The organism is Aquipuribacter nitratireducens, from assembly GCF_037860835.1.
In the GTDB taxonomy this organism is placed as follows: Bacteria; Actinomycetota; Actinomycetes; order Actinomycetales; family JBBAYJ01; genus Aquipuribacter; species Aquipuribacter nitratireducens.
In genome coordinates, this window is record NZ_JBBEOG010000011.1 from 46,335 (window position 1) to 69,422 (window position 23,088).

Below are 23,088 nucleotides of genomic sequence, written 5' to 3' on the forward strand. Positions count from 1 at the left end.
GATCGAGCGTCCCGCGAGACGTCTGCGAGAGTAGGCACCGGGCGTCACCGCGCGTGCGACACCGGCCACTGCACCTCGGTGAGCAGGTCCTCGGGCAGCGTCGTGGCGGGGTCGTTGAGGTAGACCTCACGGGGCGGCCCGGCCGGTCGGTGGCCGTTCTCGCGCATCCACCCCTCGAGCGAGTGGTACGCAGGGGCGATCTCCGCGTACGGCCCACGGTGCAGGGTCCGGGCGACCGGGCCGCCCGCTGTGGTCCGCCACCGGACGGCACCCTCGTCGGCCGGCGCAGGTGGTGCGGTCGCCGGCGGGACGGGCACGCAGACCTCGATGTCGCCCGCGCTCGTCTCGTCGATGACGTCGTGGTACACGACGAAGGGGGCGCCTGCCGGCTGAGCGCCGCTCGACGCGACGGCACCGGCGACGACCCGGAAGGCCTCGCCGAGCGCGGCGCCGATGCCCGCGAGGTCGGTGCGGCACCTGAGGGCGGCGACGGGCTGACCCGGCACCTCCTGGACTGTGATCTCGTAGGGCATCACGCCCTCCTTCCGGTCGATGAGGCGGGCGAGGAACCGGAGCATGCGCTCCTGGTCCGCCAGGCGCTGCTGCAGCCGTTCCCGGTGCCGCTCCAGGTGCTTGGACACGAGGTCCACGTCGTCGCACGCGAGCAGCTCCGCGATCTCGTCCAGCGGCACCTCCAAGGCCCTCAGGACGCGGATGGCCTCGGCGCGGTTGGCCTGCGCAGCGTGGTAGTACCTGTACCCGCTCAGGGGGTCGACCGCTGCCGGTGGCAGCAGACCGAGCTCGTCGTACAGCCGCAGAGCCTTCACCGACAGCCGGGACATGGCGGAGAAGCGCCCGATGGGCACCAGGCCTGCCTGGTCCTTCGTCATGGCCACGACTCTGCTCCCTCCCCCAGGGGGAGGGTCAACGGCAGGCCGTAGCCGCGGAGAACCGCGCCCGTCGGAGGCTCACTCCCGCCGCAGCAGCCCGCGCTCGACCGCCCGGGCGAGCCGCCGCGGGACCCGGACCGTGCGACCGTCCGGGTCCCGCACGTGCACCAGGTCGGGCGCCTCGGCCCTCCACGTCGACCGCCGGTGACGGGTGTTGCCGCGTGACATCCTGCGCGTGGGCACTGCCACGGGATCCTCCTCAGCCCTGCCGCGCCTTCCAGCGCGGGTTCTTCCGGTTGATGACGTAGACGCGTCCACGGCGCCGCACGACCTGCGACCCGGGCTTGTCCTTGAGCGACCGCAACGACGCACGGACCTTCACGAGGACCTGCCGTAGCGACGACGGAACTTCTCGACCCGCCCCGCCGTGTCGAGGACCCGGCCCTGGCCGGTCCAGAACGGGTGGCTCGCCGTGGAGATGTCGACGTCGACGACGGGGTAGGTGCGGCCGTCCTCCCACACGACGGTCCGGTCGGCGGGGATGCTGCCGACCAGCGTCGACCGGGTGAGGAACGCGGTGCCGCCTGCGCGGTCGCGGAACACGACAGGTCCGTAGGCGGGGTGGATCCCGGTCTTCATGCGACCTCCTGGGCGTGGGCGAAGACGTCGGCGAAGGGGTCCTCCGCGACGGGGGAGTCGAGGGCACCCGACGCCAGCTCGGCGTCGGTGACGAGACAGGTGTCGAGGACCGCGGCGACGTCGGGCACGACGCCGACGCCGGTGAAGGCGACCTCCTGGTAGCGGTCGCCGAAGGCGGGGTCCCAGTCCAGCTCGGCGCGCGCCCGCCGCTGGGGGTCGACGTGCTCCCACGAGCAGGGCCCGCCGCCGTCGATCCACGAGCCGATGTGACCGAGGCACAACCGCGGGCCGGTCGCCTCCCAGCCGACGAGGGCGTCGGGACGACCGGCGAGCCACACCGTCCCGCGGCTGCGGAGCGCGTCCGCCACGAGGGTCTCCAGCGCGTCGTGGAGCCGTACCGGGTGCAGGGGGCGGCGCGCGCGCCAGACGACGGTCCACGCGTCGCCGTCACGACGCAGGTCCGCACCCGCCGGGACCAGGCTGGGGTCGGCGCGGTCGAGGGCGCGGTCGAGGTCGAACGTCGCGGGTGTCACCGGGTCGGACGCTCCGACGACGCGCGCGGTGGGGTTGAGCAGGCGGGCGAGGCCGCGCTCGCCGGGGCCGGCGTCGAGGAGCACGACGACGTCGGCGGTCTCGACCTGCCGGGCCACGAGCTCGCCGAGGAGGCGGTCGTCGGCGTCGGCGGCCGTGCGGCCGACCTCGGGGAGGGTGAGGCCGTCCGCGAGCGCGGGCACGAGGTCCGGCCCGCGCACCACGCAGACCACGCGGTCGACGTGGCAGCTCTGTGACGCCGTCCGGCCCGACTCCGCGAGGACCAGACCGTGGAACGCCTCGAGGACGCCCGCCGGCTCCACCACGTCGGGCAGCAGCAGCACGACGTGGTCGACGTCACCGGAGGTCGCGAGGTCGACGAGGCTCGGCAGCATGTCCTCCCGGACGGTGCACGACACGCACCCGTGCGCCAGCTCGACGACCGTCGCGTCGTAGCGGCCGTCGCCGCGTTCCGTGCTGCGGGCGACGACGCCGAGGTCGACCTGGTCGAGGTCGTGCTCGAGGAGGACGGCCGTGGGCGCGTCGCCGCGCAGGCGGCGGGCGACGAGGCGGGCGGGCTCGCGGTCGGGGCCGCAGACGATGGTGACCGGTGTGCTCACGATGCGGTACCTTATCGATAACCGTTGTCATTACTAATGCGAGGAGCACCATGTCCCGCGTCTGCCAGGTGACCGGCGCCGAGCCCGGCTTCGGTCACGCGATCTCGCACTCCCACGTCCGCTCGAAGCGCCGGTTCGACGTCAACGTCCAGCGCAAGCGCTACTGGCTGCCGAGCGAGAGCCGCGTCGTACGGCTGACCGTCTCCGCACGCGGGATCAGGACGATCGACCGCATCGGCATCGAGGCGGCCGTGGCGCGGGTGCGCGCGCGGGGCGGGGTGGTCTGAGTGGCCCGCAGCCAGGACCTCCGCCCTGTCATCAGGCTCCGGTCGACCGCAGGAACGGGCTACACGTACGTCACGCGGAAGAACCGGCGCAACGACCCCGACCGGCTCGTGCTGCGCACGTTCGACCCCGTGGTCCGACGCCACGTCGACTTCCGGGAGGAGCGCTGATGGCGACAACGGCCAAGATCGCGAAGGACCGGCAGCGGCGGGTCGTCGTCGAGCGGTGGGCCGAGCGGCGGGCCGTGCTCAAGCGGGAGATCTCCGCCCCCGGCACGGTCCCCGAACGGCGGGAGCAGGCGGTGCGCGAGCTCGCACGGCTGCCCCGTGACGGCAGCCGCACGCGGCTGCGCAACCGTGACGTCGTGGACGGACGACCTCGGGCCGTCCTGCGGACGTTCGGCCTCTCGCGCATCCGGCTGCGCGAGATGGCTCACGCCGGCGAGCTGCCCGGCGTGACGAAGGCGTCCTGGTAGGAGCCGGGAGACGGGTCAGCGTGCGGCGCCGGAGCCCTCGCCGGCGCAGGCGCCGCACGTCCCCGTGATCTCCACGGTGTGCGTCGCGGCGACGAAGCCGTGCTCCGCGGCGGTGCGCGCGGCCCACCGCTCGACCGCGCTCGACTCCACCTCCACGGTCCGACCGCAGACCCGGCAGACGAGGTGGTGGTGGTGGCCGGTGCTGCACAGCCGGTAGAGCGTCTCCCCGTCCTCGCTGCGGCGGACGTCCACGCGCTCGTCGTCGCTCAGCTGCTGCAGCGAGCGGTAGACCGTCGCGAGGCCGACGCGCTCCCCGGCGTCGCGCAGGGCGGCGTGGAGGGTCTGGGCGCTGACGAACTCGTCGGTGCCCTCGAGCGCCGACACGACCGCCGCACGCTGCCGCGTGTGACGACGGACCGGTGCGGCCGGCGGGGCCGGGGAGGGACTCACGGGGAGCAGACTCGCACGGCGTCCTCGTGCTCCTCGACGGGCTCGTCGACGCCGTCCGCCGTCTCCCCGGAGTGCTGACGCGCGTCCGCGACGATGTGGGCGACGTGGTCGTCGGTGAGGACGTACGCCACCTCCCGGCCGCGTCGCGTCCGGTGGACGAGGTCGGCGTCGCGCAGGATCCGCAGGTGCTGCGACACGAGCGGCTGGGGGAGACCGAGCGCGTCGACGAGCTCGTGGACGCACATCTCGCGGTCGGTGAGGAGCGTGACGAGCGCGACACGCACCGGCGAGCTCAGGGCGCGGAAGAGCTCGCTCACCGACTCGTACCGCTCGAGGACGCCGCGGTGGCCGAGGGGTGCGTCCGTCTCGTCACGTGCCGCGGGGGTGGTTCCGCCCTGGGTCATGCTCGCCCCTAGTGCTCGTCGTAGCCGACGCCGTGGTGGGTGAGGCGCGGCGCGTGCCGGTGCCCGTCGTGGAGGTAGTCGACGTGGTCGCGGTGCGGCACCGCCTCGTGCTCGCAGCCGGGCCCACCGTGGACGTGGTCGTCGTGGTGGACGTGGTCCTCGTGGCCGGCGCCGTCGCGGGCGTGCCGCGCCCGGTGCACGCGCGCCCGGACCGCACCGGCCCCCACCGTGGCGAGCGCCGTCACGACGAAGCCCGCGACGGCGAGCAGCACGATCGTGCCCCCGGACGGGGTGTTGGCGTAGAACGACACCACCGTCCCGGCCACCGCGGCGACGAGCCCGGTCGCGACCGCGACCACGACGGTCTGCGCGAAGCTGCGGGCCAGGAGCTGGGCGAGCGCGACCGGCACGACCATGAGGGCGCTGATGAGCAGGAGCCCGACGACGCGCATGCTCAGCACGACCGTCGCCGCCACGAGGACGGCGAGCACGATGTTGACCGCGAGCACGGGCAGCCCCGAGGCCCGGGCGAACTCCTCGTCGTCGCTGACGGCGTAGAGCGTCCGGCCGAGGACGAGGACCGTCACGGCCACCACCGCGGCGAGGCCGGCGAACAGCGCGAGGTCGGCCGTGGTCGTCGTCGTGATGGAGCCGAAGAGGTAGGCCACGAGGTTCGCGGCGCTGCCGTCGGGGGACAGGCTCACGAGGACGACCCCGGCGGCGATACCCGCGTAGAACAGCATCGCGAGGGCGAGGTCGCCGCTCGTGCGGCCCGTCGCGCGGACCAGCTCGAGCGCGACGGCCGCGAGCGCCGCGGCGACCAGCGCGACCCACGTCGGCGACCCGCCGGTGAGCAGCGCCACCGCGACGCCTGCGAGAGCGACGTGGCCGATGCCGTCGCCGATGAGGCTGAGACGCCGCTGCACGACGAAGACCCCGACGGCGGGGGCGACGGTCCCGACGAGCGCGGCGGCGACGAGCGCGCGGCGCATGAAGTCGTAGTCGAGGAGGCTCAGCACGTCATGCCCCCGTCCTCGCCCCGAGGCGGACGTCCTCGACGACGCGGCCCTCGACGAGGGTCACCGCGCGGTCCGGCACGTCGCGGAGCTCCGCGAGGTCGTGGGTGACCACGAGGAGGGCCCGGCCGCTCGCCTTGACCCTCGCGAGGGTGGCGACGAGCTGCTCGGTGCTCGCGCGGTCCACGCCTGCCGTCGGCTCGTCGAGGACCAGCAGGCAGGGGTCGGACACGAGCGCCCGGGCGATGAGGACCCGGCGCTGCTGGCCGCCGGACATGCGGGAGACCCGCTCGTGGGTGTGGTCGGCGAGCCCCACCTCGTCGAGCGCGGCGAGGACCCGTTCCCGGTCGCCCCGGCGCGGCGGGCGCCAGAAACCACGGGAGGCGAGCAGCCCCGACCCCACGACCTCGGCCGCGGTGCTCGGCACCGCTCCGGACACGCTGTGCCGTTGCGGCACGTAGCCGACGAGGCGGGCCGCGGCGGAGGCGCCGTGCTCGACGTGCTCCCCGAGGACGTCGACGTGACCCGCGAGGACGTCGGCGAGCCCGAGGATGCCGCGGACCAGCGTCGACTTCCCCGACCCGTTGGCGCCGAGGAGGGCGACGGCCTCGCCGTCGGTCACCTCGAGGTCGGCGTCCCGGACGACGGGTCGACGGTCGTACCCGACGGTCGCGTGCCGTACCGAGAGCGCGGGTGGTGCGCCGCCGTCCCGGCCGGCCGCGCCCGCGGCGGGCCGGGGCCGCGAGGTGGTCGTCAGCCGCACGCCTGACCCGAGCGCACGGCCTCGATGTTCGCCTCCATGACGCCAACGTAGTCCTGCGCCGCGGACTCGTCGGTGAGTCCCTCGACCGGGTCGAGGACGCTCGTGGCGACGCCGGCCTCCGCTGCGACGGTGTCCGCGACGGCGGACGAGACGAGGGTCTCGGTGTAGACGGTCGTGACGCCGTTGTCCTCGACGAAGTCGGCGATCTCGCCGAGGGCGCGGGCGTCCGGCTCCTGGTCGGGGGTCAGGCCGTTGATCGAGCGGACCTCGAAGCCGTACCGGTCGGCGAAGTAGCCGAAGGCGTCGTGCGCGGTGACGAGGACGTCGACCTCGCACGACTGCAGCGCCGCCTGCGCCTGCTCGTCGAGGGCGGTCAGCTCCTCCTCGAGGACGGCGAGGTTCGCCTCGTACGTCTCCGCGCCCTCGGGGTCGAGGGTCGACAGCTCGGCTGCGACCAGCCCGGCCGCGTCGAGCATGTGGGTCGGGTCGGTCCAGAAGTGGGGGTCGGTGTCGCCGTGGCCGTGGCCGTGCTCGTCCTCGTCGGAGTGCGGCTCGTCGGAGTGCTCGTCGGAGTGCTCGTCGTCGGCGTGGTCCTCGTCGCCGTGGTCGTGCGGTCCCGCGTCCTCCCCGTAGGGCCGGTCGGCGACGGGCGCGAGGTCGAGGACCGTCACGTCGGACGCGCCCACGGCGTCGTCGACCGCGGGCTGGAAGCCGTCGAGCAGCACGAGGAGGTCGGCCTCCTGCAGCCCGGCGAGGGCCTGGGGGCTCAGCTCGAGGTCGTGCGCCTCGGCCCCGGGGGGCGTGAGCCCGGTGACGTCGACGCGCTCGCCGCCGACCTGCTCCACGAGGTACTGCAGGGGGTAGAACGCGGCCGTCACCGCCAGGCCCGCGTCGGCGGCGTCCTGGCTGTCGGTCGAGGCGGTCGCCTCGGCCGCCTCCTCCGCGGCCACGGCGTCGTCGACGTCGAGCGGAGCAGCGGCCTGGTCGCCGTCGCCCGTGCCGCCGCAGGCGGCGAGGACGAGGACGGACGCGGCGAGGCCGCCGAGGGCGGGGGACCAGCGGGGCACGAGCATGGCCACGATTGTGAGAATCGTTCGACGTAAGGACAACTGCGCACCTGCGCATGGCAGCCGGGGACCCAGCGGTCCGGACGGGGCCGCGTAGCGTCAGGCGCGTGCTCGCCGTCACCCGATACCGCGTCCCGGACGCGGACGCCCAGCAGTTCCTCGACCGCGCCCGGACGGCCCTCGCGGCGCTCGCCGCCCGACCCGGGCACGTCCACGGTGTCGTCGGCCGCTCGACCGACGACCCGGGGTTGTGGACGCTCACGACGTTCTGGGACTCCGTGGGGGCCTACCGCCGCGCCCTCAGCGCCTACGAGGTCAAGCTGTACGCCCACCCGCTCATGTACCTCGCGGTCGACGAGCCGACGGCGTTCGAGCCGCTCGTGGAGTCCGACGGGAGCGGGGCGCTGGCGGAGCGGGGCAGCGACCGCGCTCCCGACGCGGACACCATCGGTCTCGACGACGAGAAGGCGTGAGGCGCGCCGCCGGGCCGAGGGTCCGTCAGAGGTACTGACCCACGGGGAGCTCTGCCTCCACCGGCCGCTCGGTGCGCGGTGGGACGGCGACGACGGCCTGCTGGCCGGGGACGTCGATGAAGTGCGCACCGGTGGTCGGGCACCGGAGCAGGGTGAGACCACCCCTCGCGCCGCCACCGGTGGCCGCGAGCCGGACGAGGTGGTCGGCGAGCTGCTCCCGTGCCGCGGCGCCTCGCACGCCGAGCAGGCCGTAGCACCGGCACACCCGGCGTCGAAGGGCCTGCTCCCTCTGCTCGGCCCTTCGGGCGAGCAGTCGGGCCAGGCGCCGACGTCCCCCCACCAGTGCGACCGGGAGAAGGAGGGACGGCACGAGCAGAGCCGTCGCGACGACCACCGGGTCCTGGGTGTGACCGAGGAGGGCCGCGCCTCCCATGAGGCCGGCCAGGAACCCGGCCACCCCCAGGAGGGCGTCGATGGCGGGGAAGCGCGTGTGCGCGGCACGACCGGCGCGGTGCGCCCGGACCAGCTCCTCGGTCCGGGGGTCCCGACCCACGGGTCGCAGGAAGCGGTGGTAGAAAGAGAAGATCCCCGCTGCGGCCAGCCCACCCACGACGCCGCCGAAGCCGACGAGGACGGCGAAGAGGACCGCTCCGGCGACGAGCTCGAGCCGCTCCCGCCGGTTCCGGGCCGGGACCACGCGAGAGGCCAGCGCCCGCCACACTCGTCGTTGCTCGGTGGTCGACGACAGGCGGGCTCCCGCGATCGCGAGCTGGACCGCTGCACCGGTCTCTCCGGCAGCGAGCAGCAGGTCGACCGCGCGTGCCCCGGCCCCTTGGTAGCCGAGCGCCTCGCAGTGACGGCAGGTGTCGACGGCCTCCGCGAGCATGCCGATCGCCGCCTTGCCGGCCGCGACGCCTGCCAGCAGCTCCACGTCGAGGGGGAAGGCGCGCGCGACCGAGTCCGCGGCGGCGCCGGCGACGTCGGCCCGGCCGGCGCCCAGCGCCGCGCGGAGGACGAGCCGGTCGACGGCGGGCGAAGGGTGGAGCTCCTGTGCCCGCGCGAGGACGGCGGGCAGTGCGGCCGCCTCGCCTCGTGCTGCGGCGAGAACCAGGTCGAGCCACTCGAGTACCTCGCGGTCGACCTCACCCGACGACTCGCGGAGCCTCGCCACGGCGACTGCGGCCACGTCGAGCGAGCCGCCCGCGAGGGCCAGCAGTGCGCGGTCGAGGAGCGCGGCGGCCGAGTCCTCCCGCTCAAGCGTCAGTGCCTCGTCCACGCACCCCGCGTCGACGAGCCTGCGCGCCCAGACGGCCGCGTCCCCGTCGTGCTCCATGGTCCTCCCCACCTGACGACGTTCGGCTCCTGCCCGTCGCCCCTTGAGGGGGCAGGCGTGCCACAGTCCGCTGTCCGGCCCGTCGGCGGGCTCGTCCGCGCACCCCCTAGCCTTGCCGGTGCTCGCCGACACCCCAGCCGGACGGAGAACCGACATGGCAGCCAGGCCCACCAGCCGCATCGACGACGTCGTCAGCCTCAGCAAGCGCCGCGGGTTCGTGTACCCGAGCGGCGAGATCTACGGCGGCACGCGCTCCGCGTGGGACTACGGCCCCCTGGGTGTCGAGCTGAAGGAGAACGTCAAGCGCCAGTGGTGGCGCTCCATGGTGACCAGCCGCGAGGACGTCGTCGGCCTCGACTCCTCCGTCATCCTGCCGCGGCAGGTGTGGGTCGCCTCCGGCCACGTGGGCGCCTTCACCGACCCCCTCACCGAGTGCCTGTCGTGCCACCGCCGCTACCGCGCCGACCAGCTGCTCGAGGAGTTCGAGGAGAAGAAGGGGCGGGCGCCGGAGAACGGCCTCGCCGACATCGCGTGCGCCAACTGCGGCACCCGCGGGCAGTGGACCGAGCCGCGCGACTTCAACGGCCTGCTGCGCACCTTCCTCGGCCCGGTGGAGGACGAGTCCGGCCTGCACTACCTGCGCCCGGAGACCGCGCAGGGCATCTTCGTCAACTTCGCCAACGTCATGGGCTCGGCCCGGAAGAAGCCGCCGTTCGGCATCGGCCAGATCGGCAAGTCGTTCCGCAACGAGATCACGCCAGGGAACTTCATCTTCCGCACCCGCGAGTTCGAGCAGATGGAGATGGAGTTCTTCGTCCAGCCCGGCAGCGACGAGGAGTGGCACCAGTACTGGATCGACCACCGCACCGACTGGTACGTCGACCTCGGCATCGACCGCGACAACCTCCGTCACTACGAGCACCCGAAGGAGAAGCTGTCGCACTACTCGAAGCGCACCGTCGACATCGAGTACCGCTTCCGCTTCGCCGGCAGCGAGTGGGGCGAGCTCGAGGGTGTCGCCAACCGCACCGACTTCGACCTCACGACGCACTCGCAGCACTCCGGGCAGGACCTGTCGTACTTCGACCAGACGACGAACGAGCGGTGGGTGCCGTACGTCATCGAGCCCGCGGCGGGCGTCGGCCGCCCCATGATGGCGTTCCTCCTCGAGGCCTACACCGAGGACGAGGCCCCCAACGCGAAGGGTGGGGTCGACACTCGCGTCGTGCTGAGGCTCGACCGCCGTCTCGCACCCGTCAAGGTCGCCGTCCTGCCGCTGTCGCGGAACGCCGACCTGTCCCCGAAGGCGAAGGACCTCGCCGCGGCCCTGCGGAAGCACTGGAACGTCGAGTTCGACGACGCCGGCGCCATCGGGCGCCGCTACCGCCGCCAGGACGAGATCGGCACCCCGTTCTGCGTGACCGTCGACTTCGACACCCTCGACGACCAGGCCGTCACCGTCCGCGAGCGCGACACCATGAGCCAGGAGCGGATCGGCCTCGACGCCCTCGAGGGCTGGCTGGCGGCACGGCTCGTCGGCTGCTGAGCCCTCAGGAGAACCTCCTCACGGACCTGTCACAGGCTTCTCACCCGCCCTGTCGACGCTGACCGGGTGCGCCACGGTGGCGCACCCGGCCGGAAGGGTCCCGTCATGAAGCGCCTCCTCGCAGCAGCAGCCACCGCCTCGCTCGCGGCCGCCGCGTTCCTCGCCGCCCCCGCGCCCGCCGTCGCCGCCGACCGCACGTGCCGCGGCACCCTCGGCGCGGTGGCGGTCGACGACCTCGTCGTCCCCGCGGGTCGCTCGTGCGTCCTCGACGGCACCCGCGTCCGCGGCAACATCACGATCGAGCGGAACGCGAGCCTGCGGGCGAGCGGGATCCGCGTCGACGGCAACATCCAGGGCCAGCGGTTCATGCGCGGGAACGTCGTCCGCAGCATCGTGTGGGGCAACATCCAGCTCGAGCAGGGCGGCGCGGCCTGGCTGCAGTCCAACCGGGTCGACGGCGACATCCAGCTCTTCAGCAACCGCAACCCCACGTACGTCGGGAAGAACCGGATCGGCGGGAACCTGCAGTGCACGACCAACAGCTACCTGCCGCTCGGCGGGCTCAACGTCGTCGGCGGCAACAAGGAGGACCAGTGCCGGCGGCTGTGAGGTCCTGAGCGGACGGGGTCGGGGCGACGGCTCAGCCGCTGCTCCGGAGCCGGAGGACGGGCACCCCTCCGGGGAGCCGCGGCAGCGCGTCGAGCCCGGGGTCCACGACGACCAGGCCGACGTCCGCCCAGCCGTCCTCCTCCCCGAGCTGGTGCGGCCTGAGGAACCGGAACTCGGGGTCGCCGGCGGCCGCCGCCTCCCGCGCGACCTGCGCGAGGTCGGCGTCCGTCGGTGGTCGCGCGATCGACGGCGACACCGCGCTGCCCGTCACCACCGCGACGGCAGGTGGGCGCGGCGAGACGGGCGGGAGGGGGTCACCGGGACTCACCCACACGGTGCGTCCCGGGGTCACCAGCCCGGCGAGCACACCGAGCGTCGGCAGCGGGTCCGGGTCGCCGACGACCGTCTGCGACCGACCGAGCCCCAGCTCGGCGAGGACCTCGTCCCAGCCGTCCGGGAGCGCGTCCACACCCACGAGGTCGAGGGCCGCCTGAAGAGGAAGGGCGTCGGGCCCGCCGCGACGGAGCGGCCAGCGCGGGAACGACGCCCGCGGCCAGACGTACGGCAGGTCGTCGGGGACGTCGGGGAACCAGCGCCGGTAGTGCTCGGGGTCCTTGCGGACGAGGGCCGAGCGGTGCGACTGGTGGACGGCGTCCAGCCCCAGCCACGGCGGGACCTGTCCGTCCGCGACCAGCCGCTCGCGGTCGGGCTCGACGCCGTCGGTGAACGCGAGCACCGCCTCCTTCACGGCGTCGGCGCGCCCGCGCGCCACCCACTCGTCGCACACGGCGGCGGAGTAGGCGACCAGAGCAGGGACGAAGCCCCGCCACATCCGGACCGCCGGGTGGTTGCGCCAGCCGTAGTCGACGTACGTGAGGGCGCGGAGCACCTGCAGGCACTCGACCCGCTGCTTACCCAGGCGGCGGTCGTCGAGGACGGCCGCGCTGGCGCGGTCGTCGGGGTAGGGCAGGAAGGTCTGCACGCGGCAGCAGTACCCGACGCGACGCCGGTGACGCCTGGCCTCCCGGCCCGTCAGCGTGGAGCGGGCAGCCCTGCGTCCACGCCGGTCAGCTCGTCGGACACCTGCCAGAGCCGGCGGGCGGTGGCCCGGTCGAGGGCCGCCGGCGGCACCGTCGCAGGCGCCACCCGACGACCCCGGACCTCGCCCGGCCCCTTCGGCCCCCAGTACTCGCCCCCGACGACCCCGTCCGCGGTCGCGGCGTGCACCTGCGGGCGTGCCGCCTGCTCGGGCGAGGCCATGAACGCCTTCGCCAGCCGGGTCACCGGGCCGGGCAGGGACATCGTCGACATGAGGTTCGTCCCGCTGACGCCGGGGTGCGCCGCCAGGCTCGTCGTCGCTGCGGCGGCCGCGCGCAACCGCCGCTCGAGCTCGAAGGCGAACAGGAGGTTCGCGAGCTTGCTCGCCCCGTACGACGCCTGCTGGTCGTAGGGCCGACGCTGCCACTGCAGGTCGTCGAGGTCGATCCGGCCGCCGCGGGCGGCCAGGCTCGACACCGTCACCACGCGGGAGCCGGGCACGTCGCGCAGCAGCGGCAGCAGCAGCGCGGTCAGCGCGTGGTGACCGAGGTGGTTGGTGCCGAGCTGCAGCTCGAAGCCGTCGATGGTCTCGCGCCGCTGCGGCGGCATCATGACGCCCGCGTTGTTGAGGAGGACGTCGAGGCGGTCGACGCGGTCCTGCACCGTCTCCGCGCACCGACGGACGGACCCGAGGTCGGCGAGGTCGAGGTCGACGAGCTCCGCCCGCGCCGAGGGGACCGCCTCGCGGACCTTCGCGAGGGCGGTCTCGCCCTTCTCCCGTGAGCGTGCCGTCATGAGCACGCGCGCGCCCTCCTCGGCGAGGGCCACCGACGAGGCGAGCCCCAGTCCGTCGCTCGCACCGGTCACCAGGACGGTCCGTCCGCGCAGGTCCATGGCGCCAGCCTCACACGCCCGCCGGGGCCCGGCCCGTCGAGCGGGCGCCCCCACTAGGGTGACCGGCCGTGAGGATCACCGACAGCGTCGTCATGGTCTCCGGGGCCGCCTCCGGCCTCGGTCGTGCCACCGCCCACCGCTTCGCCGCCGACGGCGCCACCGTCGTGCTCGTCGACCTGCCCGGGGAACGGCTCGACGCCGCCGCCGCCGAGCTGCAGGAGGCGGGCCGCGTCGTCGCGGCCCCCGCCGACGTCACCGACGAGGACCAGCTCGCGGCCGCCGTCGACACCGCCACCGGTGCGGGCACGCTCCGGGTCGCGGTCGCGTGCGCCGGCATCGCGCCGCCCACCAAGATCTACGGCAAGCGCGGTGTGGCGCCCCTCGACGGGTTCCGGACGGTGATCGCGGTCAACCTCGTCGGCACGTTCAACCTGTTCCGCCTCGCCGCGCAGGCGATGGCCGGCAACGACGACCTCGACGGGGACCGCGGGGTCCTCATCGGGACCGCGAGCGTCGCCGCCTTCGACGGGCAGGTCGGCCAGGCGGCCTACTCCGCCTCGAAGGGCGGCGTCGCGGCGATGACCCTGCCGGTGGCGCGGGACCTCGCCGAGCACCACATCCGGGTCATGACGATCGCCCCGGGGATCATGGACACGCCGATGATGGCGGGCCTGCCGGAGAACGCCCGGGTGTCGCTGGCCCAGCAGATCCCCCACCCGGCGCGGCTCGGGCGCCCCGAGGAGTACGCGATGCTCGCGGCGCACATCGTGGCGAATCCGCTGCTCAACGGGGAGACGATCCGCCTCGACGGGGCGATCCGCATGGCCCCGCGCTGAGGGGGCACCGGTCCGGGGCACCTACCCTGGTGCGGTGACCCTCACGACGCTCGACGCGCCCGTCGGCGCGCCGACCCGGCCGCTGCGCCTCGGCGACCGGGTGCTCGGGGCGCCCGTCGTGCTCGCTCCCATGGCCGGTATCACGAACGCCGCCTTCCGGCGGCTGTGCCGCGAGCTCGGCGGCGGCGCGGGGCTCTACGTGTCGGAGATGGTGACGAGCCGCGCGCTGGTCGAGCGCACGCCGGAGTCGCTGCGTCTCACCGAGCACCACCCGGACGAGCCGGTCAAGAGCGTCCAGCTGTACGCCACCGACCCCGGCACGGCCGCGCGGGCCGTCGAGGTCCTCCTCGAGCTCGACCGCGCCGAGCACGTCGACCTCAACTTCGGCTGCCCCGTCCCGAAGGTCACCCGCCGCGGCGGGGGAGCGGCGCTGCCGTGGAAGGCCGACCTGTTCCGCGCCGTCGTCCGCGCCGTCGTCCGCGCCGCGGAGCCCGCCGGGGTCCCGGTGACGGTGAAGATGCGCAAGGGCATCGACGAGGACCACCTCACGTACCTCGACGCGGGCCGCGCCGCCGTCGACGAGGGCGCCGCGTGGGTCGCCCTCCACGGGCGCACCGCCGCACAGCTGTACGCCCCGCACGCCGACTGGGACGCGATCGCCCGCCTGCGCGACGCCCTGCCCGCCGAGGTGCCCGTCCTGGGTAACGGCGACGTGTTCTCCGCCGAGGACGCCGTCACCATGGTCGAGCGCACCGGCTGCGACGGCGTGGTCGTCGGGCGAGGGTGCCTCGGGCGGCCGTGGCTGTTCGCCGACATCGCCGCAGCACTCGCCGGCAGCGACGCGCGCACCCGCCCCGACCTGCGGACGGTCGTGGCCGCCTTCCGCCGCCACGCCGAGCTGCTCGCCGAGAACATGGCGGACGAGGCACGGGCGTGCCGCGACATCCGCAAGCACGTCTCGTGGTACCTCAAGGGGTACCCGGTCGGGCACGAGCTGCGGGTGCGCCTCGCCCTCGTCGACTCCCTCGCCGACATCGACGCCGTCACCGCCGAGATGCCGCTCGACGCCGCCTACCCCGGCGAGGCCGCCGAGGGGCAGCGAGGGCGCGCCGGCAGCCCGCGCCCCGTGTCGCTGCCCGACGGGTGGCTGCGCAGCCGCGACCTCGACCCCGCCACCGCCGCGCAGGTCGCCGCGGCCGAGGCGTCCGTGTCCGGCGGATGAGGCGCCTGCTCGCGGCCGTCGTCGTCCTCCTGCTCGCCGTCCCCGTCGCCGTCGCGCTGCGCGTCGTCCAGGTGGCGCGCTGGGACGACGCCCCGGGCGCCGACGCCCTCGTCGTCCTCGGTGCCGCCCAGCTCGACGGCGAGCCCGGCGCCGTGCTCGAGGCGCGCCTGCAGCACGCCCTCGACCTCTACGAGGCCGGGGTCGCGCCCGTCGTCGTCACCACGGGCTCCAACCAGGAGGGGGACCGCTTCACGGAGGCGGGCAGCGGCGAGGAGTGGCTCGTCGAGCGCGGCGTCCCCGCCGACGCGGTCGTCGCGGTCCCCGAGGGCCGCAACACGTACGACAGCCTCCTCCCGGTCGCCCAGCTGGCCCGCGAGCGCGGCTGGGAGCGGCTGGTCGCGGTGAGCGACCCGTGGCACCTGTACCGGGTGCGGGTGATGGCGGACACCGTCGACCTGCCCCTGGTCGGCACCAGCCCCGTGCAGGACGGGCCGAGCACCGCCTCGGCGGGACGTGCCGTCAGCTACGTCGGGCGGGAGACCGCCGGGGTGCTCGTCCACCAGGGGGCCGTCGCCCTCGACAAGGTGCGGGGCCTCGCGGCGTGAGCGCGCCCGTCCGTGAGCCCGTGTCGACACCGGGCTACGACTCGCCGGACCGGGCGCGCTGGGTCGACGAGCCGCCGAAGCGCTCGAGGCGGACGGCGTTCGCCCGCGACCGGGCCCGGCTGCTGCACTCCTCCGCGCTGCGCCGGCTCGCGGCGAAGACGCAGGTCGTGGGCCCGGACAGCGACGACTTCGTCCGCAACCGGCTCACGCACAGCCTCGAGGTCGCGCAGGTCGGGCGCGAGCTCGGCGGCGGGCTCGGCTGCGACCCCGACGTCGTCGAGACCGCGTGCCTCGCGCACGACCTCGGTCACCCGCCGTTCGGTCACAACGGGGAGGCGCTGCTCGACGAGGTCGCGGCCGCGGCCGGCGGGTTCGAGGGCAACGCGCAGACCCTGCGGGTGCTGACCCGGCTCGAGCCGAAGGTCGTCCGGCCCGACGGGCGCAGCGTCGGGCTCAACCTCACCCGCGCGAGCCTCGACGCGGCGACGAAGTACCCGTGGCGGCGAGGTGAGGGCCCGAGGAGGTCCGCCCCCCGCAAGTTCGGGGTGTACGCGGACGACGCGGACGTCTTCGCGTGGCTGCGCGACGGCGCCCCCGCCGGGCGGAAGAGCCTCGAGGCGCAGGTCATGGACCTCGCCGACGACATCGCCTACAGCGTCCACGACGTCGAGGACGCCGTCGTCGCGGGCCGGCTCGACCTCGCCGTCCTGCACGACCCCGCCGAGCGCGCAGCCGTGGCCGGGACGGCGCTGCGCTGGTACGGCGGCGGGGAGGGCGACGCCCTCGACGAGCCGGCGGTCGTCGCCGCCCTGGAGCGGCTGCAGCACCTGCCGGAGTGGGTCGCGGGGCCCGTCTCCTCCCGCCCGGCGCTCGCCGCGCTCAAGACGATGACGAGCGCGCTCGTCGGCCGCTTCGTCGGGGCCGCCGACGCCGCCACCCGCGCCGTCCACGGTCCCGGGCCGCTCACCCGGTACGGCGCCGACCTCGTGGTGCCGGAGGGCACCCGCGCCGAGGTCGTCGCCCTCAAGGCCGTGGCGGCGCACTACGTCATGCAGGCCGACGACCGTGCGCCCGTGTACGAGCGTCAGCGGGAGCTGCTCTCCGGCCTCGTCGCCGCGCTCGTCGCCGACCCGTCGCACCTGCAGCCGGCGTACCTGGCGGACCTCGCCGAGGCCGCGGACGACGCCGCCGCCCTGCGCGTCGTCGTCGACCAGGTCGCCGCGCTCACCGACACGAGCGCCGTCGCCTGGCACGCGGCCCTCGTCGGCGGCTGAGGCCGCGCGCGCGACGGGACGCCGACCAGGTCCGGGTGCGGGCGCGCGTGCCGCGTGTTGTGCTCCCGGCATGAGCGCACAGCGTCACGTCATCGTCGGGGCCGGGCTGGCCGGTGCCGGGGCGGCCGCCGCGATCCGCGAGGCCGACCCGGACGCGAGCATCACGGTCCTGGGGGAGGAGGCCCACGAGCCCTACGAGCGGCCGGGCCTCAGCAAGGACTACCTGCAGGGGGAGTCCGACGCCGACTCCCTGCTCGTCCACGACCGCGGCTGGTACGACGAGCACGACGTCACGCTGCGGACCGGGGCGCACGTCGACAGCATCGACCGCTCCGCCGGGGAGGTCGTCCTCGCCGACGGCGAGCGGCTCGGCTACGACCGGCTCCTGCTCGCCACGGGGTCCGCTCCCCGCCGGCTGCCCGTCGACGGGATCGACCTCGACGGCGTCCTCACGTTCCGCACCCGCGAGGACTCCGACGCCGTCAAGGCCGCGATCGCCTCCGGCGACCCGCTCGTCGTGGTCGGTGCCGGCTGGATCGGGCTCGAGGTCGCGAGCGCCGCCCGCGCCGCCGGGGTCGACGTCACCGTCGTGCACGACGGGAGCGTCCCGCTCGGGCACGTCGTCGGGGACGTCGTCGGGCAGCGCTTCGCCGAGCTCGCCCGCTCCGCCGGCGTGCGGCTCGTCGACGGCACCCAGGTCGCCCGTGTCCACGGCGACGGTCGGGTGCAGGAGGTCGAGCTGTCGGACGGGCAGCGGGTGCCGGCCTCGACCGTCGTGCTCGGGGTCGGGATCACCCCGCGCACGGAGCTCGCCGAGGCCGCGGGGCTCCGGGTGGACGACGGCGTCCTCGTCGACGGGTCGTTCCGCACCGAGGACGACGCCGTGTTCGCCGTCGGGGACGTGGCCCGCGCGCACAACGCGTGGGTGGGAGAGCCCGTGCGGCTCGAGCACTACGCGGCGGCGAGCGACGGCGGGCCGATCGCCGGCCGCTCGATGGCGGGTGCGCTGCGGGAGGGCGAGCAGTGGGCGAAGCCGCCGTTCTTCTGGAGCGACCAGTTCGGCGCCGGCCTGGAGTACCGGGGCTGGGCGGACCCGGAGCGCCACCACGTCGTTCTCCGGGCGAGCGCCCCGGCGTCGGAGACCGGCACCCCGTGGTTCGCCTTCTGGCACGACGGCGGCCGCCTCGTCGCGGGCCTGCACGTGGACGGGTGGGACGACGCCGACACCGTCAAGGACCTCGTGACGAGCCGGGCCGAGGTCGACGTCGCCCGTCTCGCCGATCCCCAGGTGCCGCTCGGCGACGTCCGGGTGTAGCCCGCGCACCTAGACTCGGACGGTGGCCGGGCGGATCAAGGACGAGGACGTCGCCGCGGTCAAGGAGCGCACCCGCATCGAGGAGCTCGTCGGCGACCACGTCGCGCTGCGGCGAGCGGGCTCCGGCTCCCTGAAGGGCCTGTGCCCGTTCCACGACGAGAAGACGCCGTCGTTCCACGTCCGGCCCCAGCTCGGGGTCTGGCACTGCTTCGGCTGCGACGAGGGCGGCGACGCCATCGCCTTCGTCATGAAGATCGACCACCTCGGCTTCACCGACGCCGTCGAGCGGCTGGCGGCGAAGGCGGGCGTCCAGCTGCGCTACGACGAGCTGTCGGGCGGGCGCCCGAGCGGGCCCCGGCAGCCCGTCGGACAGCGGCAGCGGCTCGTCGACGCCAACGCCGCCGCCGAGCGCTGGTACGCCGAGCAGCTGATGGGCGGCGAGGCGGCGCCGGCCCGCACCCTGCTCGCCGAGCGGGGCTTCGACCGGGCCGCCGCCGAGCAGTTCGGGGTCGGCTACGCCCCACGGGCGGGTGAGGAGCTCGTGCGGCACCTGCGCGGGCGCGGCTTCACCGACGACGAGCTCGTCACCGCCGGCCTCGCCGGGCGCAACCAGTCCGGCCGGCTGTACGACCGCTTCCGCGGCCGGCTGCTGTGGCCGATCCGCGACGTCACCGGCGACACCGTCGGCTTCGGTGCCCGCAGGCTGTACGACGACGACCGCATCGAGGCGAAGTACCTCAACACCCCCGACAGCCCGCTGTACCGCAAGTCGCAGGTGCTCTACGGCGTCGACCTCGCCAAGCGCGACATCGCCCGCGAGCGGCGTCTCGTCGTCGTCGAGGGCTACACCGACGTCATGGCTGCGCACCTCGCGGGGGTCACGACCGCGGTCGCGACGTGCGGCACCGCGTTCGGCGAGGAGCACGCCCGCCTCGCCCGGCGCCTCATCGGCGACGTCACCGCCACCGGGGAGGTCGTCTTCACCTTCGACGGCGACGCCGCCGGGCAGAAGGCCGCGCTGCGCGCGTTCGCCGCCGACCAGCAGTTCGTCGCCCGCACCTTCGTCGCGGTCGAGCCGAGCGGCAAGGACCCGTGCGACCTGCGGCAGAGCGAGGGCGACGCCGCGGTCCGGGCGCTGGTGGAGCGTCGTGTCCCGATGTTCGAGTTCGCGATCCGCTCGACGTTCGCCGACGTCGACCTCGACACCGAGGAGGGACGCCTCGCCGGCCTCGACCGGGCCGCCCCGATCGTCGCCGCGATCAAGGACCGAGAGCTGCGGCACCGCTACGCGGTCAACCTCGACCGCTGGCTCGGCTTCCTCGACGAGCGCTTCGTCGTCTCCCGGGTCGCGCGAGCCGCCCGTGGCGGTCCGGGAGCAGAGGGCGGACGTCCCGCGCCGTCGCGGGCCGAGGCCGACGACCCCGTCGCGACGACGGAGCGGTTCGCGCTCGCGTGCGCGCTGCAGGTGCCCGACCACGTGGGCGCGCAGGTCGACGCCCTCGGCGAGGAGGCGTTCACCGTCCCGACCCATCGGGTCGTGCACGAGACGATCCTCGCCTCCGGCGGGGCGACCGGGCGGACCGGTGCGGAGCTGCTCGAGGCCGTCCGGCAGGTCGCCCCGTCGACCGTGCAGCCCCTCCTCACGCGGCTGGCGGTCATGGACCTGCCGGCGGGGGAGAAGGAGCTGCCCCGGTTCGCGCGCATGGCCGTGGCGAAGATCGCGGAGATCGAGGCCAACCGGGTCGTCATGGACGCGCTGCGACGGCTCAACCGGCTCGACCGCGGCACCGACCCCGACGCCTACGAGCAGGCGCAGAAGGTGCTGCTGGAGGCGCAGGCGCGGCAGCGCCGGCTGCGCGACCAGGCCCTCGGCGGCGAGGCGTGAGTGTCTTCGCGCGCGCCCCGCGGCTGCCCGAGCCGGTCGTGCGCGCCGCGTCGCTGGAGCCGGGGGAGCGGGTGCTCGCGGTCTCGCGGGTCGAGGGCGGTTGGACGTTCGCGACCACCCACCGCCTCCACGTCGTCACGACGCTCGGCGCCGACGGGGCGCCCGACACGGCACGCGCCGTGCGCTGGGTCGACGTCCGGACGGCGACGACCGTGCCGGAGGAACGCCTGCTCGACGTGAGGCTCGTGGACGGGGCGCGGTGGGCCGTGCCGGTCGGCCACCGGCCCCGGCGGCTCCCGGAGACCGTGCGGGAGCGGGTGCAGAACAGCGTCGTGCAGACCTACAGCGTCGACGTGGGCCGTGGGCGCTCGGTCCACGTCGTCGCGCGCCGCACCCCGGAGGAGCAGGTGTCGCTGCAGGTGAGCGCCGACCGCGGCGTCGACCTGTCGGAGCCGGAGGTCGCGACCTCGGTCGCGCGGGCGCGCGACGCGCTGCGCCGGGAGCTCGGGCTGCCCGACTGAGCGTCCCCGAGGCCGCCGGGCGTGGTCCAGGCGTGGTCCGGGCGGGCAGTCGCCGGGTGATAACCTCGTCCGGCGTCGGCCCGGGGGCGACCTCGACGGCCGTTGCGGTCCCGCATAGCTCAATTGGCAGAGCAGCCGGCTGTTAACCGGCAGGTTGTTGGTTCGAGTCCAACTGCGGGAGCCCTCGAGGCTCTCAGGCGGAAGCGCGGTCCTCGCCGGCGAGGGCGCCCACGACCTCCTCGCACTGCGGCACGCCGGTGCGGTGCGCCCGGAGCCGGTGGAAGCACGACGGGCACGGCTGCTCGAACCACTGCGTGGGCCGCGGCCACCGCTGACGGGGCGAAGGCTCCTGCTCGGGCGAGCAGTAGCGGCAGTCCGGGCACGGCGTCACGTCGAAGACGCTAACGGTGGGGGCGGACACCCGTCGAGACTCTGCACGCAGGATGTGGACGACGGCGTGTTGCCGTTCGGTAACGTGGCGTCGCGGTCGTCGTCGGCGGCAGCGGGGCAGTAGCTCAGTCGGTCAGAGCAGCGGACTCATAATCCGTCGGTCGTGGGTTCAAGCCCCACCTGCCCCACCGCACGTTTGTCCGTCCGGAACGGCCGACGGAGCCCGTCGAGGACCAGGAGTCGGGTGACCCACCAGGCACGCCACCACGCGGCGAACAACGGGGCCCGCGAGCGGCGGGCGAGCCGGCCGACGTCGAAACCCGACCGTCCGGGGTCACGACCGTCCCCGTACCCGTCGAGGCCGACGACGAGGCGGCGGTCGTCGCGGTGGTGGCCATCAGTCGGTGTGGGTCGAGCGCGCGACCCGCAGCAGCGCCTGCCCGACCCCCTCGATGCGACCGAAGGCCCGCGACAGCTCCCAATGCAGCTCCTCGTCCGGGTACTCCGACACCCGCGACACCACGGCGGACAGGTCGTCGAGGAGGCGGGCGATGTCGGCGGACGTCTTCGCGACGTGCTCCCACACCTCCTCGCCCGACCGGACACCGAGGGCGCGGGCCCAGACGACGACGTCCGCCCTCGACGAGCCACCACCACTGGCGGTCGAGAGGCCGAGGTCGGCGCTCATCAGGCCGCCTCAGACGAGGCCGAGCCCGACGAGCTGGTCGTCGAGCTGGACGTGGACGAGCCAGGCCGGCGGGTTGAGCCCGGGACGGGGGCGGCGATGCCCTCGGCGGACCAGTACTCCACCAGCGCGCCGGTGGTCTTGATGACGCGGACCTCGACCCGCAGGTTCTCGAACGCGATCGGCCCAAGCGCGGTCACCTCCGGGCGGTCGTAGGCCGGCACTGTCACAGACGCCACGACGCTGCTCGTGCGCCCGTACTGCACCTGCTGGTACATCACCTCCACACCCCAGACCGGCATCCCCGTGTCCTCATCCCGGGACTGCTGGTCGCTCTGGGCGCGGCCACCGCCGGGGGTCTCCACCCAGTCGAACCGAGCGTCCACCACCCCTGTCGCCACCATCGGCTGCTTGCTGCTGTCCACCACGTACGCAGGCATCGCCCGCTCCTCTCGGTCAGGGGCCGGAAGTGGCCCGAGCCCAGAGGACCGCGGACGGATGGGACGTCGACACCGTGTGGAGGGACGTCACAGGACGTCCTGTTCTGCTACAAACGTCCCATTGCGTCCTGAGGGGGTCGGATGAGCAACGAGCGTCTTCGTGCAGCCGTGGTGGGGAGCGGCCAGAGCGTCGCGACGGTGGCCGAGCAGGTCGGGGTGGACCGCAAGACGGTGGAGCGGTGGATCGTGTCCGGTCGGGTGCCGCACCGCACCCACCGAGTAGCGGTGGCGCAGCTGCTCGGTGAGGACGACGTGTTCCTCTGGCCGGAAACAGCGGCGGACCCGCGGACCGTGTCGGCGAGCCAGGCAGAGTTTGTCGCGATCCACCCGAACCGTGGGTCGGTGAGTATCGACACCTGGTGCTCGCTGCTCGACACCGCCGCCGAGTCGATCGACCTGCTCGCCTTCGCCGGCAGCTTCCTGCACGACGCCGTCCCCGAGTTCGACGACCGACTCGTCAGCGCCGCCCGACGCGGTGTCCGGGTGCGGCTGCTGTTCGGTGACCCGGACGGTGAGGCAGCAGCGCGCCGCGGCCAGGAGGAGGGCATCGGTGAACTGCTCGCCGCTCGCTGCCGGCTGACCTGGGCGTACCTTGCGAAGATCCTCGGCACCCCTGGCGTCGAGGCCCGCATGCACGACACAACGCTCTACACGTCGATGTTCCGCTTCGACGAGACCCTGCTGGCCAACCCCCACACCTTCGGCACCGCCGCCAGTCACTCACCCGTACTGCACCTGCGGCGGATCGACGGAGGCCGACTGTTCACGAACTACCTCAGCTCCTACGAACGCGTCTGGGAGCGCGCGCGCGTAGCCTCCTGA

30 protein-coding genes and 2 tRNA genes are annotated in these 23,088 nt (G+C 74.5%); 16 read left to right on the plus strand and 16 right to left on the minus strand.

From position 1 onward, the window contains the following. Positions 1–44: 44 nt before the first annotated feature. From WAB14_RS16495 to WAB14_RS16515, 5 genes are all read right to left on the minus strand, one after another. Positions 45–890 (minus strand): MerR family transcriptional regulator, encoded by an 846-nt coding sequence (locus tag WAB14_RS16495; RefSeq protein ID WP_340271410.1) that lies wholly within the window; start codon positions 888–890, stop codon positions 45–47. 78 nt (positions 891–968) lie between these two features. After that, positions 969–1,139 (minus strand): 50S ribosomal protein L32, encoded by a 171-nt coding sequence (gene rpmF / locus WAB14_RS16500; RefSeq protein ID WP_340271411.1) that lies wholly within the window; start codon positions 1,137–1,139, stop codon positions 969–971. Positions 1,140–1,149: 10 nt separating this feature from the next. Further along, positions 1,150–1,272 (minus strand): type B 50S ribosomal protein L36, encoded by a 123-nt coding sequence (gene ykgO, locus WAB14_RS16505; protein ID WP_340271413.1) that lies wholly within the window; start codon positions 1,270–1,272, stop codon positions 1,150–1,152. Continuing rightward, the gene (locus tag WAB14_RS16510) at positions 1,269–1,529 is read right to left on the minus strand and encodes a type B 50S ribosomal protein L31 (protein ID WP_340271415.1); all 261 of its coding nucleotides are present in this window, start codon (positions 1,527–1,529) and stop codon (positions 1,269–1,271) included. The genes ykgO and WAB14_RS16510 overlap by 4 nt, the downstream gene beginning before the upstream one ends. Next, positions 1,526–2,680 carry a CobW family GTP-binding protein gene (locus WAB14_RS16515; protein ID WP_340271416.1) on the minus strand — a complete coding sequence of 385 codons (1,155 nt, stop codon included), beginning with the start codon at positions 2,678–2,680 and terminating at the stop codon, positions 1,526–1,528. Before WAB14_RS16515 ends, WAB14_RS16510 begins: the two co-directional genes overlap by 4 nt. Positions 2,681–2,730: 50 nt before the next feature. Here WAB14_RS16515 and rpmB point away from each other — a divergent pair, with 50 nt between their 5' ends. The 3 genes from rpmB to rpsN are packed head-to-tail and all read left to right on the plus strand — an operon-like array spanning position 2,731 to position 3,440. Beyond that, positions 2,731–2,967, plus strand: coding sequence for a 50S ribosomal protein L28 (rpmB, locus tag WAB14_RS16520; RefSeq protein WP_340271418.1), 237 nt, complete (start codon positions 2,731–2,733; stop codon positions 2,965–2,967). After that, positions 2,968–3,135 (plus strand): 50S ribosomal protein L33, encoded by a 168-nt coding sequence (gene rpmG / locus WAB14_RS16525; protein ID WP_340271420.1) that lies wholly within the window; start codon positions 2,968–2,970, stop codon positions 3,133–3,135. It abuts the gene before it with no gap. Then, positions 3,135–3,440, plus strand: a complete 306-nt coding sequence (gene rpsN, locus WAB14_RS16530; RefSeq protein ID WP_340271422.1) for a 30S ribosomal protein S14 — start codon at positions 3,135–3,137, stop codon at positions 3,438–3,440. The genes rpmG and rpsN overlap by 1 nt, the downstream gene beginning before the upstream one ends. A 15-nt stretch (positions 3,441–3,455) precedes the next feature. On the opposite strand, the gene WAB14_RS16535 is transcribed toward rpsN, so the two are convergent. Genes WAB14_RS16535 through WAB14_RS16555 form a run of 5 tightly spaced genes read right to left on the minus strand, consistent with a single transcriptional unit; the run spans position 3,456 to position 7,146 of the window. Beyond that, positions 3,456–3,890: a Fur family transcriptional regulator gene (locus WAB14_RS16535; protein ID WP_377002408.1), complete on the minus strand. Its 435-nt coding sequence runs from the start codon at positions 3,888–3,890 to the stop codon at positions 3,456–3,458. Beyond that, the gene (locus WAB14_RS16540) at positions 3,887–4,294 is read right to left on the minus strand and encodes an ArsR/SmtB family transcription factor (protein WP_340271425.1); all 408 of its coding nucleotides are present in this window, start codon (positions 4,292–4,294) and stop codon (positions 3,887–3,889) included. The genes WAB14_RS16535 and WAB14_RS16540 overlap by 4 nt, the downstream gene beginning before the upstream one ends. 8 nt (positions 4,295–4,302) lie before the next feature. Continuing rightward, positions 4,303–5,313, minus strand: coding sequence for a metal ABC transporter permease (locus tag WAB14_RS16545; protein ID WP_340271427.1), 1,011 nt, complete (start codon positions 5,311–5,313; stop codon positions 4,303–4,305). Between the two features lies 1 nt (position 5,314). Continuing rightward, entirely contained in the window at positions 5,315–6,073 is a 759-nt protein-coding gene (locus tag WAB14_RS16550) for a metal ABC transporter ATP-binding protein (RefSeq protein ID WP_340271429.1), read from the minus strand. Beyond that, positions 6,064–7,146 carry a metal ABC transporter substrate-binding protein gene (locus tag WAB14_RS16555; protein WP_340271431.1) on the minus strand — a complete coding sequence of 361 codons (1,083 nt, stop codon included), beginning with the start codon at positions 7,144–7,146 and terminating at the stop codon, positions 6,064–6,066. The genes WAB14_RS16550 and WAB14_RS16555 overlap by 10 nt, the downstream gene beginning before the upstream one ends. Positions 7,147–7,247: 101 nt before the next feature. Between WAB14_RS16555 and WAB14_RS16560 the strand changes: the two genes are divergently transcribed. Beyond that, a complete protein-coding gene (locus tag WAB14_RS16560; protein ID WP_340271433.1) occupies positions 7,248–7,613 on the plus strand; it encodes an antibiotic biosynthesis monooxygenase family protein in 366 nt (121 codons plus the stop codon). 25 nt (positions 7,614–7,638) lie between these two features. Here WAB14_RS16560 and WAB14_RS16565 read toward each other — a convergent pair whose 3' ends face one another. Further along, positions 7,639–8,946 (minus strand): hypothetical protein, encoded by a 1,308-nt coding sequence (locus WAB14_RS16565; RefSeq protein ID WP_340271435.1) that lies wholly within the window; start codon positions 8,944–8,946, stop codon positions 7,639–7,641. A 154-nt stretch (positions 8,947–9,100) separates the two neighbouring features. Here WAB14_RS16565 and WAB14_RS16570 point away from each other — a divergent pair, with 154 nt between their 5' ends. Both WAB14_RS16570 and WAB14_RS16575 read left to right on the plus strand, forming a co-directional pair. Next, a complete protein-coding gene (locus tag WAB14_RS16570; RefSeq protein WP_340271437.1) occupies positions 9,101–10,492 on the plus strand; it encodes a glycine--tRNA ligase in 1,392 nt (463 codons plus the stop codon). A gap of 105 nt (positions 10,493–10,597) precedes the next feature. Then, a complete protein-coding gene (locus tag WAB14_RS16575; protein ID WP_340271439.1) occupies positions 10,598–11,101 on the plus strand; it encodes a hypothetical protein in 504 nt (167 codons plus the stop codon). Between the two features lie 31 nt (positions 11,102–11,132). On the opposite strand, the gene WAB14_RS16580 is transcribed toward WAB14_RS16575, so the two are convergent. Both WAB14_RS16580 and WAB14_RS16585 read right to left on the minus strand, forming a co-directional pair. Beyond that, positions 11,133–12,083: an MSMEG_6728 family protein gene (locus WAB14_RS16580; RefSeq protein WP_340271441.1), complete on the minus strand. Its 951-nt coding sequence runs from the start codon at positions 12,081–12,083 to the stop codon at positions 11,133–11,135. Between the two features lie 50 nt (positions 12,084–12,133). Beyond that, positions 12,134–13,087: an oxidoreductase gene (locus WAB14_RS16585; protein WP_340271443.1), complete on the minus strand. Its 954-nt coding sequence runs from the start codon at positions 13,085–13,087 to the stop codon at positions 12,134–12,136. Between the two features lie 14 nt (positions 13,088–13,101). Here WAB14_RS16585 and WAB14_RS16590 point away from each other — a divergent pair, with 14 nt between their 5' ends. The 8 genes from WAB14_RS16590 to WAB14_RS16625 all read left to right on the plus strand — a co-directional run bounded on the left by WAB14_RS16590 (position 13,102) and on the right by WAB14_RS16625 (position 20,872). Beyond that, complete coding sequence (locus WAB14_RS16590; RefSeq protein WP_340271445.1) at positions 13,102–13,869, plus strand: SDR family NAD(P)-dependent oxidoreductase; 768 nt, start codon at positions 13,102–13,104, stop codon at positions 13,867–13,869. Positions 13,870–13,903: 34 nt separating this feature from the next. Beyond that, positions 13,904–15,091 carry a tRNA dihydrouridine synthase DusB gene (gene dusB, locus WAB14_RS16595; protein ID WP_340271447.1) on the plus strand — a complete coding sequence of 396 codons (1,188 nt, stop codon included), beginning with the start codon at positions 13,904–13,906 and terminating at the stop codon, positions 15,089–15,091. Then, positions 15,088–15,696, plus strand: coding sequence for a YdcF family protein (locus WAB14_RS16600; protein ID WP_340271449.1), 609 nt, complete (start codon positions 15,088–15,090; stop codon positions 15,694–15,696). Before dusB ends, WAB14_RS16600 begins: the two co-directional genes overlap by 4 nt. Continuing rightward, the gene (locus WAB14_RS16605; protein ID WP_340271450.1) at positions 15,693–16,970 is read left to right on the plus strand and encodes a deoxyguanosinetriphosphate triphosphohydrolase; all 1,278 of its coding nucleotides are present in this window, start codon (positions 15,693–15,695) and stop codon (positions 16,968–16,970) included. Before WAB14_RS16600 ends, WAB14_RS16605 begins: the two co-directional genes overlap by 4 nt. 70 nt (positions 16,971–17,040) lie before the next feature. Then, positions 17,041–18,285 (plus strand): NAD(P)/FAD-dependent oxidoreductase, encoded by a 1,245-nt coding sequence (locus WAB14_RS16610; protein ID WP_340271452.1) that lies wholly within the window; start codon positions 17,041–17,043, stop codon positions 18,283–18,285. Positions 18,286–18,307: 22 nt separating this feature from the next. Then, positions 18,308–20,170 carry a DNA primase gene (dnaG, locus tag WAB14_RS16615; protein ID WP_340271454.1) on the plus strand — a complete coding sequence of 621 codons (1,863 nt, stop codon included), beginning with the start codon at positions 18,308–18,310 and terminating at the stop codon, positions 20,168–20,170. Beyond that, positions 20,167–20,691: a hypothetical protein gene (locus WAB14_RS16620; RefSeq protein ID WP_340271456.1), complete on the plus strand. Its 525-nt coding sequence runs from the start codon at positions 20,167–20,169 to the stop codon at positions 20,689–20,691. Before dnaG ends, WAB14_RS16620 begins: the two co-directional genes overlap by 4 nt. A gap of 108 nt (positions 20,692–20,799) precedes the next feature. Then, a tRNA-Asn gene (locus WAB14_RS16625) sits at positions 20,800–20,872 on the plus strand. 12 nt (positions 20,873–20,884) lie between these two features. Here the strand turns inward: WAB14_RS16625 and WAB14_RS16630 are convergent. Then, positions 20,885–21,082, minus strand: a complete 198-nt coding sequence (locus WAB14_RS16630) for a hypothetical protein (RefSeq protein ID WP_340271457.1) — start codon at positions 21,080–21,082, stop codon at positions 20,885–20,887. A 113-nt stretch (positions 21,083–21,195) separates the two neighbouring features. On the opposite strand from WAB14_RS16630, the gene WAB14_RS16635 reads away from it, so the two are divergent. Beyond that, positions 21,196–21,269, plus strand: a tRNA-Ile gene (locus WAB14_RS16635). Between the two features lie 209 nt (positions 21,270–21,478). Here WAB14_RS16635 and WAB14_RS16640 read toward each other — a convergent pair. Both WAB14_RS16640 and WAB14_RS16645 read right to left on the minus strand, forming a co-directional pair. Further along, positions 21,479–21,769 (minus strand): hypothetical protein, encoded by a 291-nt coding sequence (locus WAB14_RS16640; protein ID WP_340271459.1) that lies wholly within the window; start codon positions 21,767–21,769, stop codon positions 21,479–21,481. Then, positions 21,769–22,206 (minus strand): hypothetical protein, encoded by a 438-nt coding sequence (locus tag WAB14_RS16645; RefSeq protein WP_340271460.1) that lies wholly within the window; start codon positions 22,204–22,206, stop codon positions 21,769–21,771. The genes WAB14_RS16640 and WAB14_RS16645 overlap by 1 nt, the downstream gene beginning before the upstream one ends. 141 nt (positions 22,207–22,347) lie before the next feature. Here WAB14_RS16645 and WAB14_RS16650 point away from each other — a divergent pair, with 141 nt between their 5' ends. After that, entirely contained in the window at positions 22,348–23,088 is a 741-nt protein-coding gene (locus tag WAB14_RS16650) for an XRE family transcriptional regulator (protein WP_340271461.1), read from the plus strand.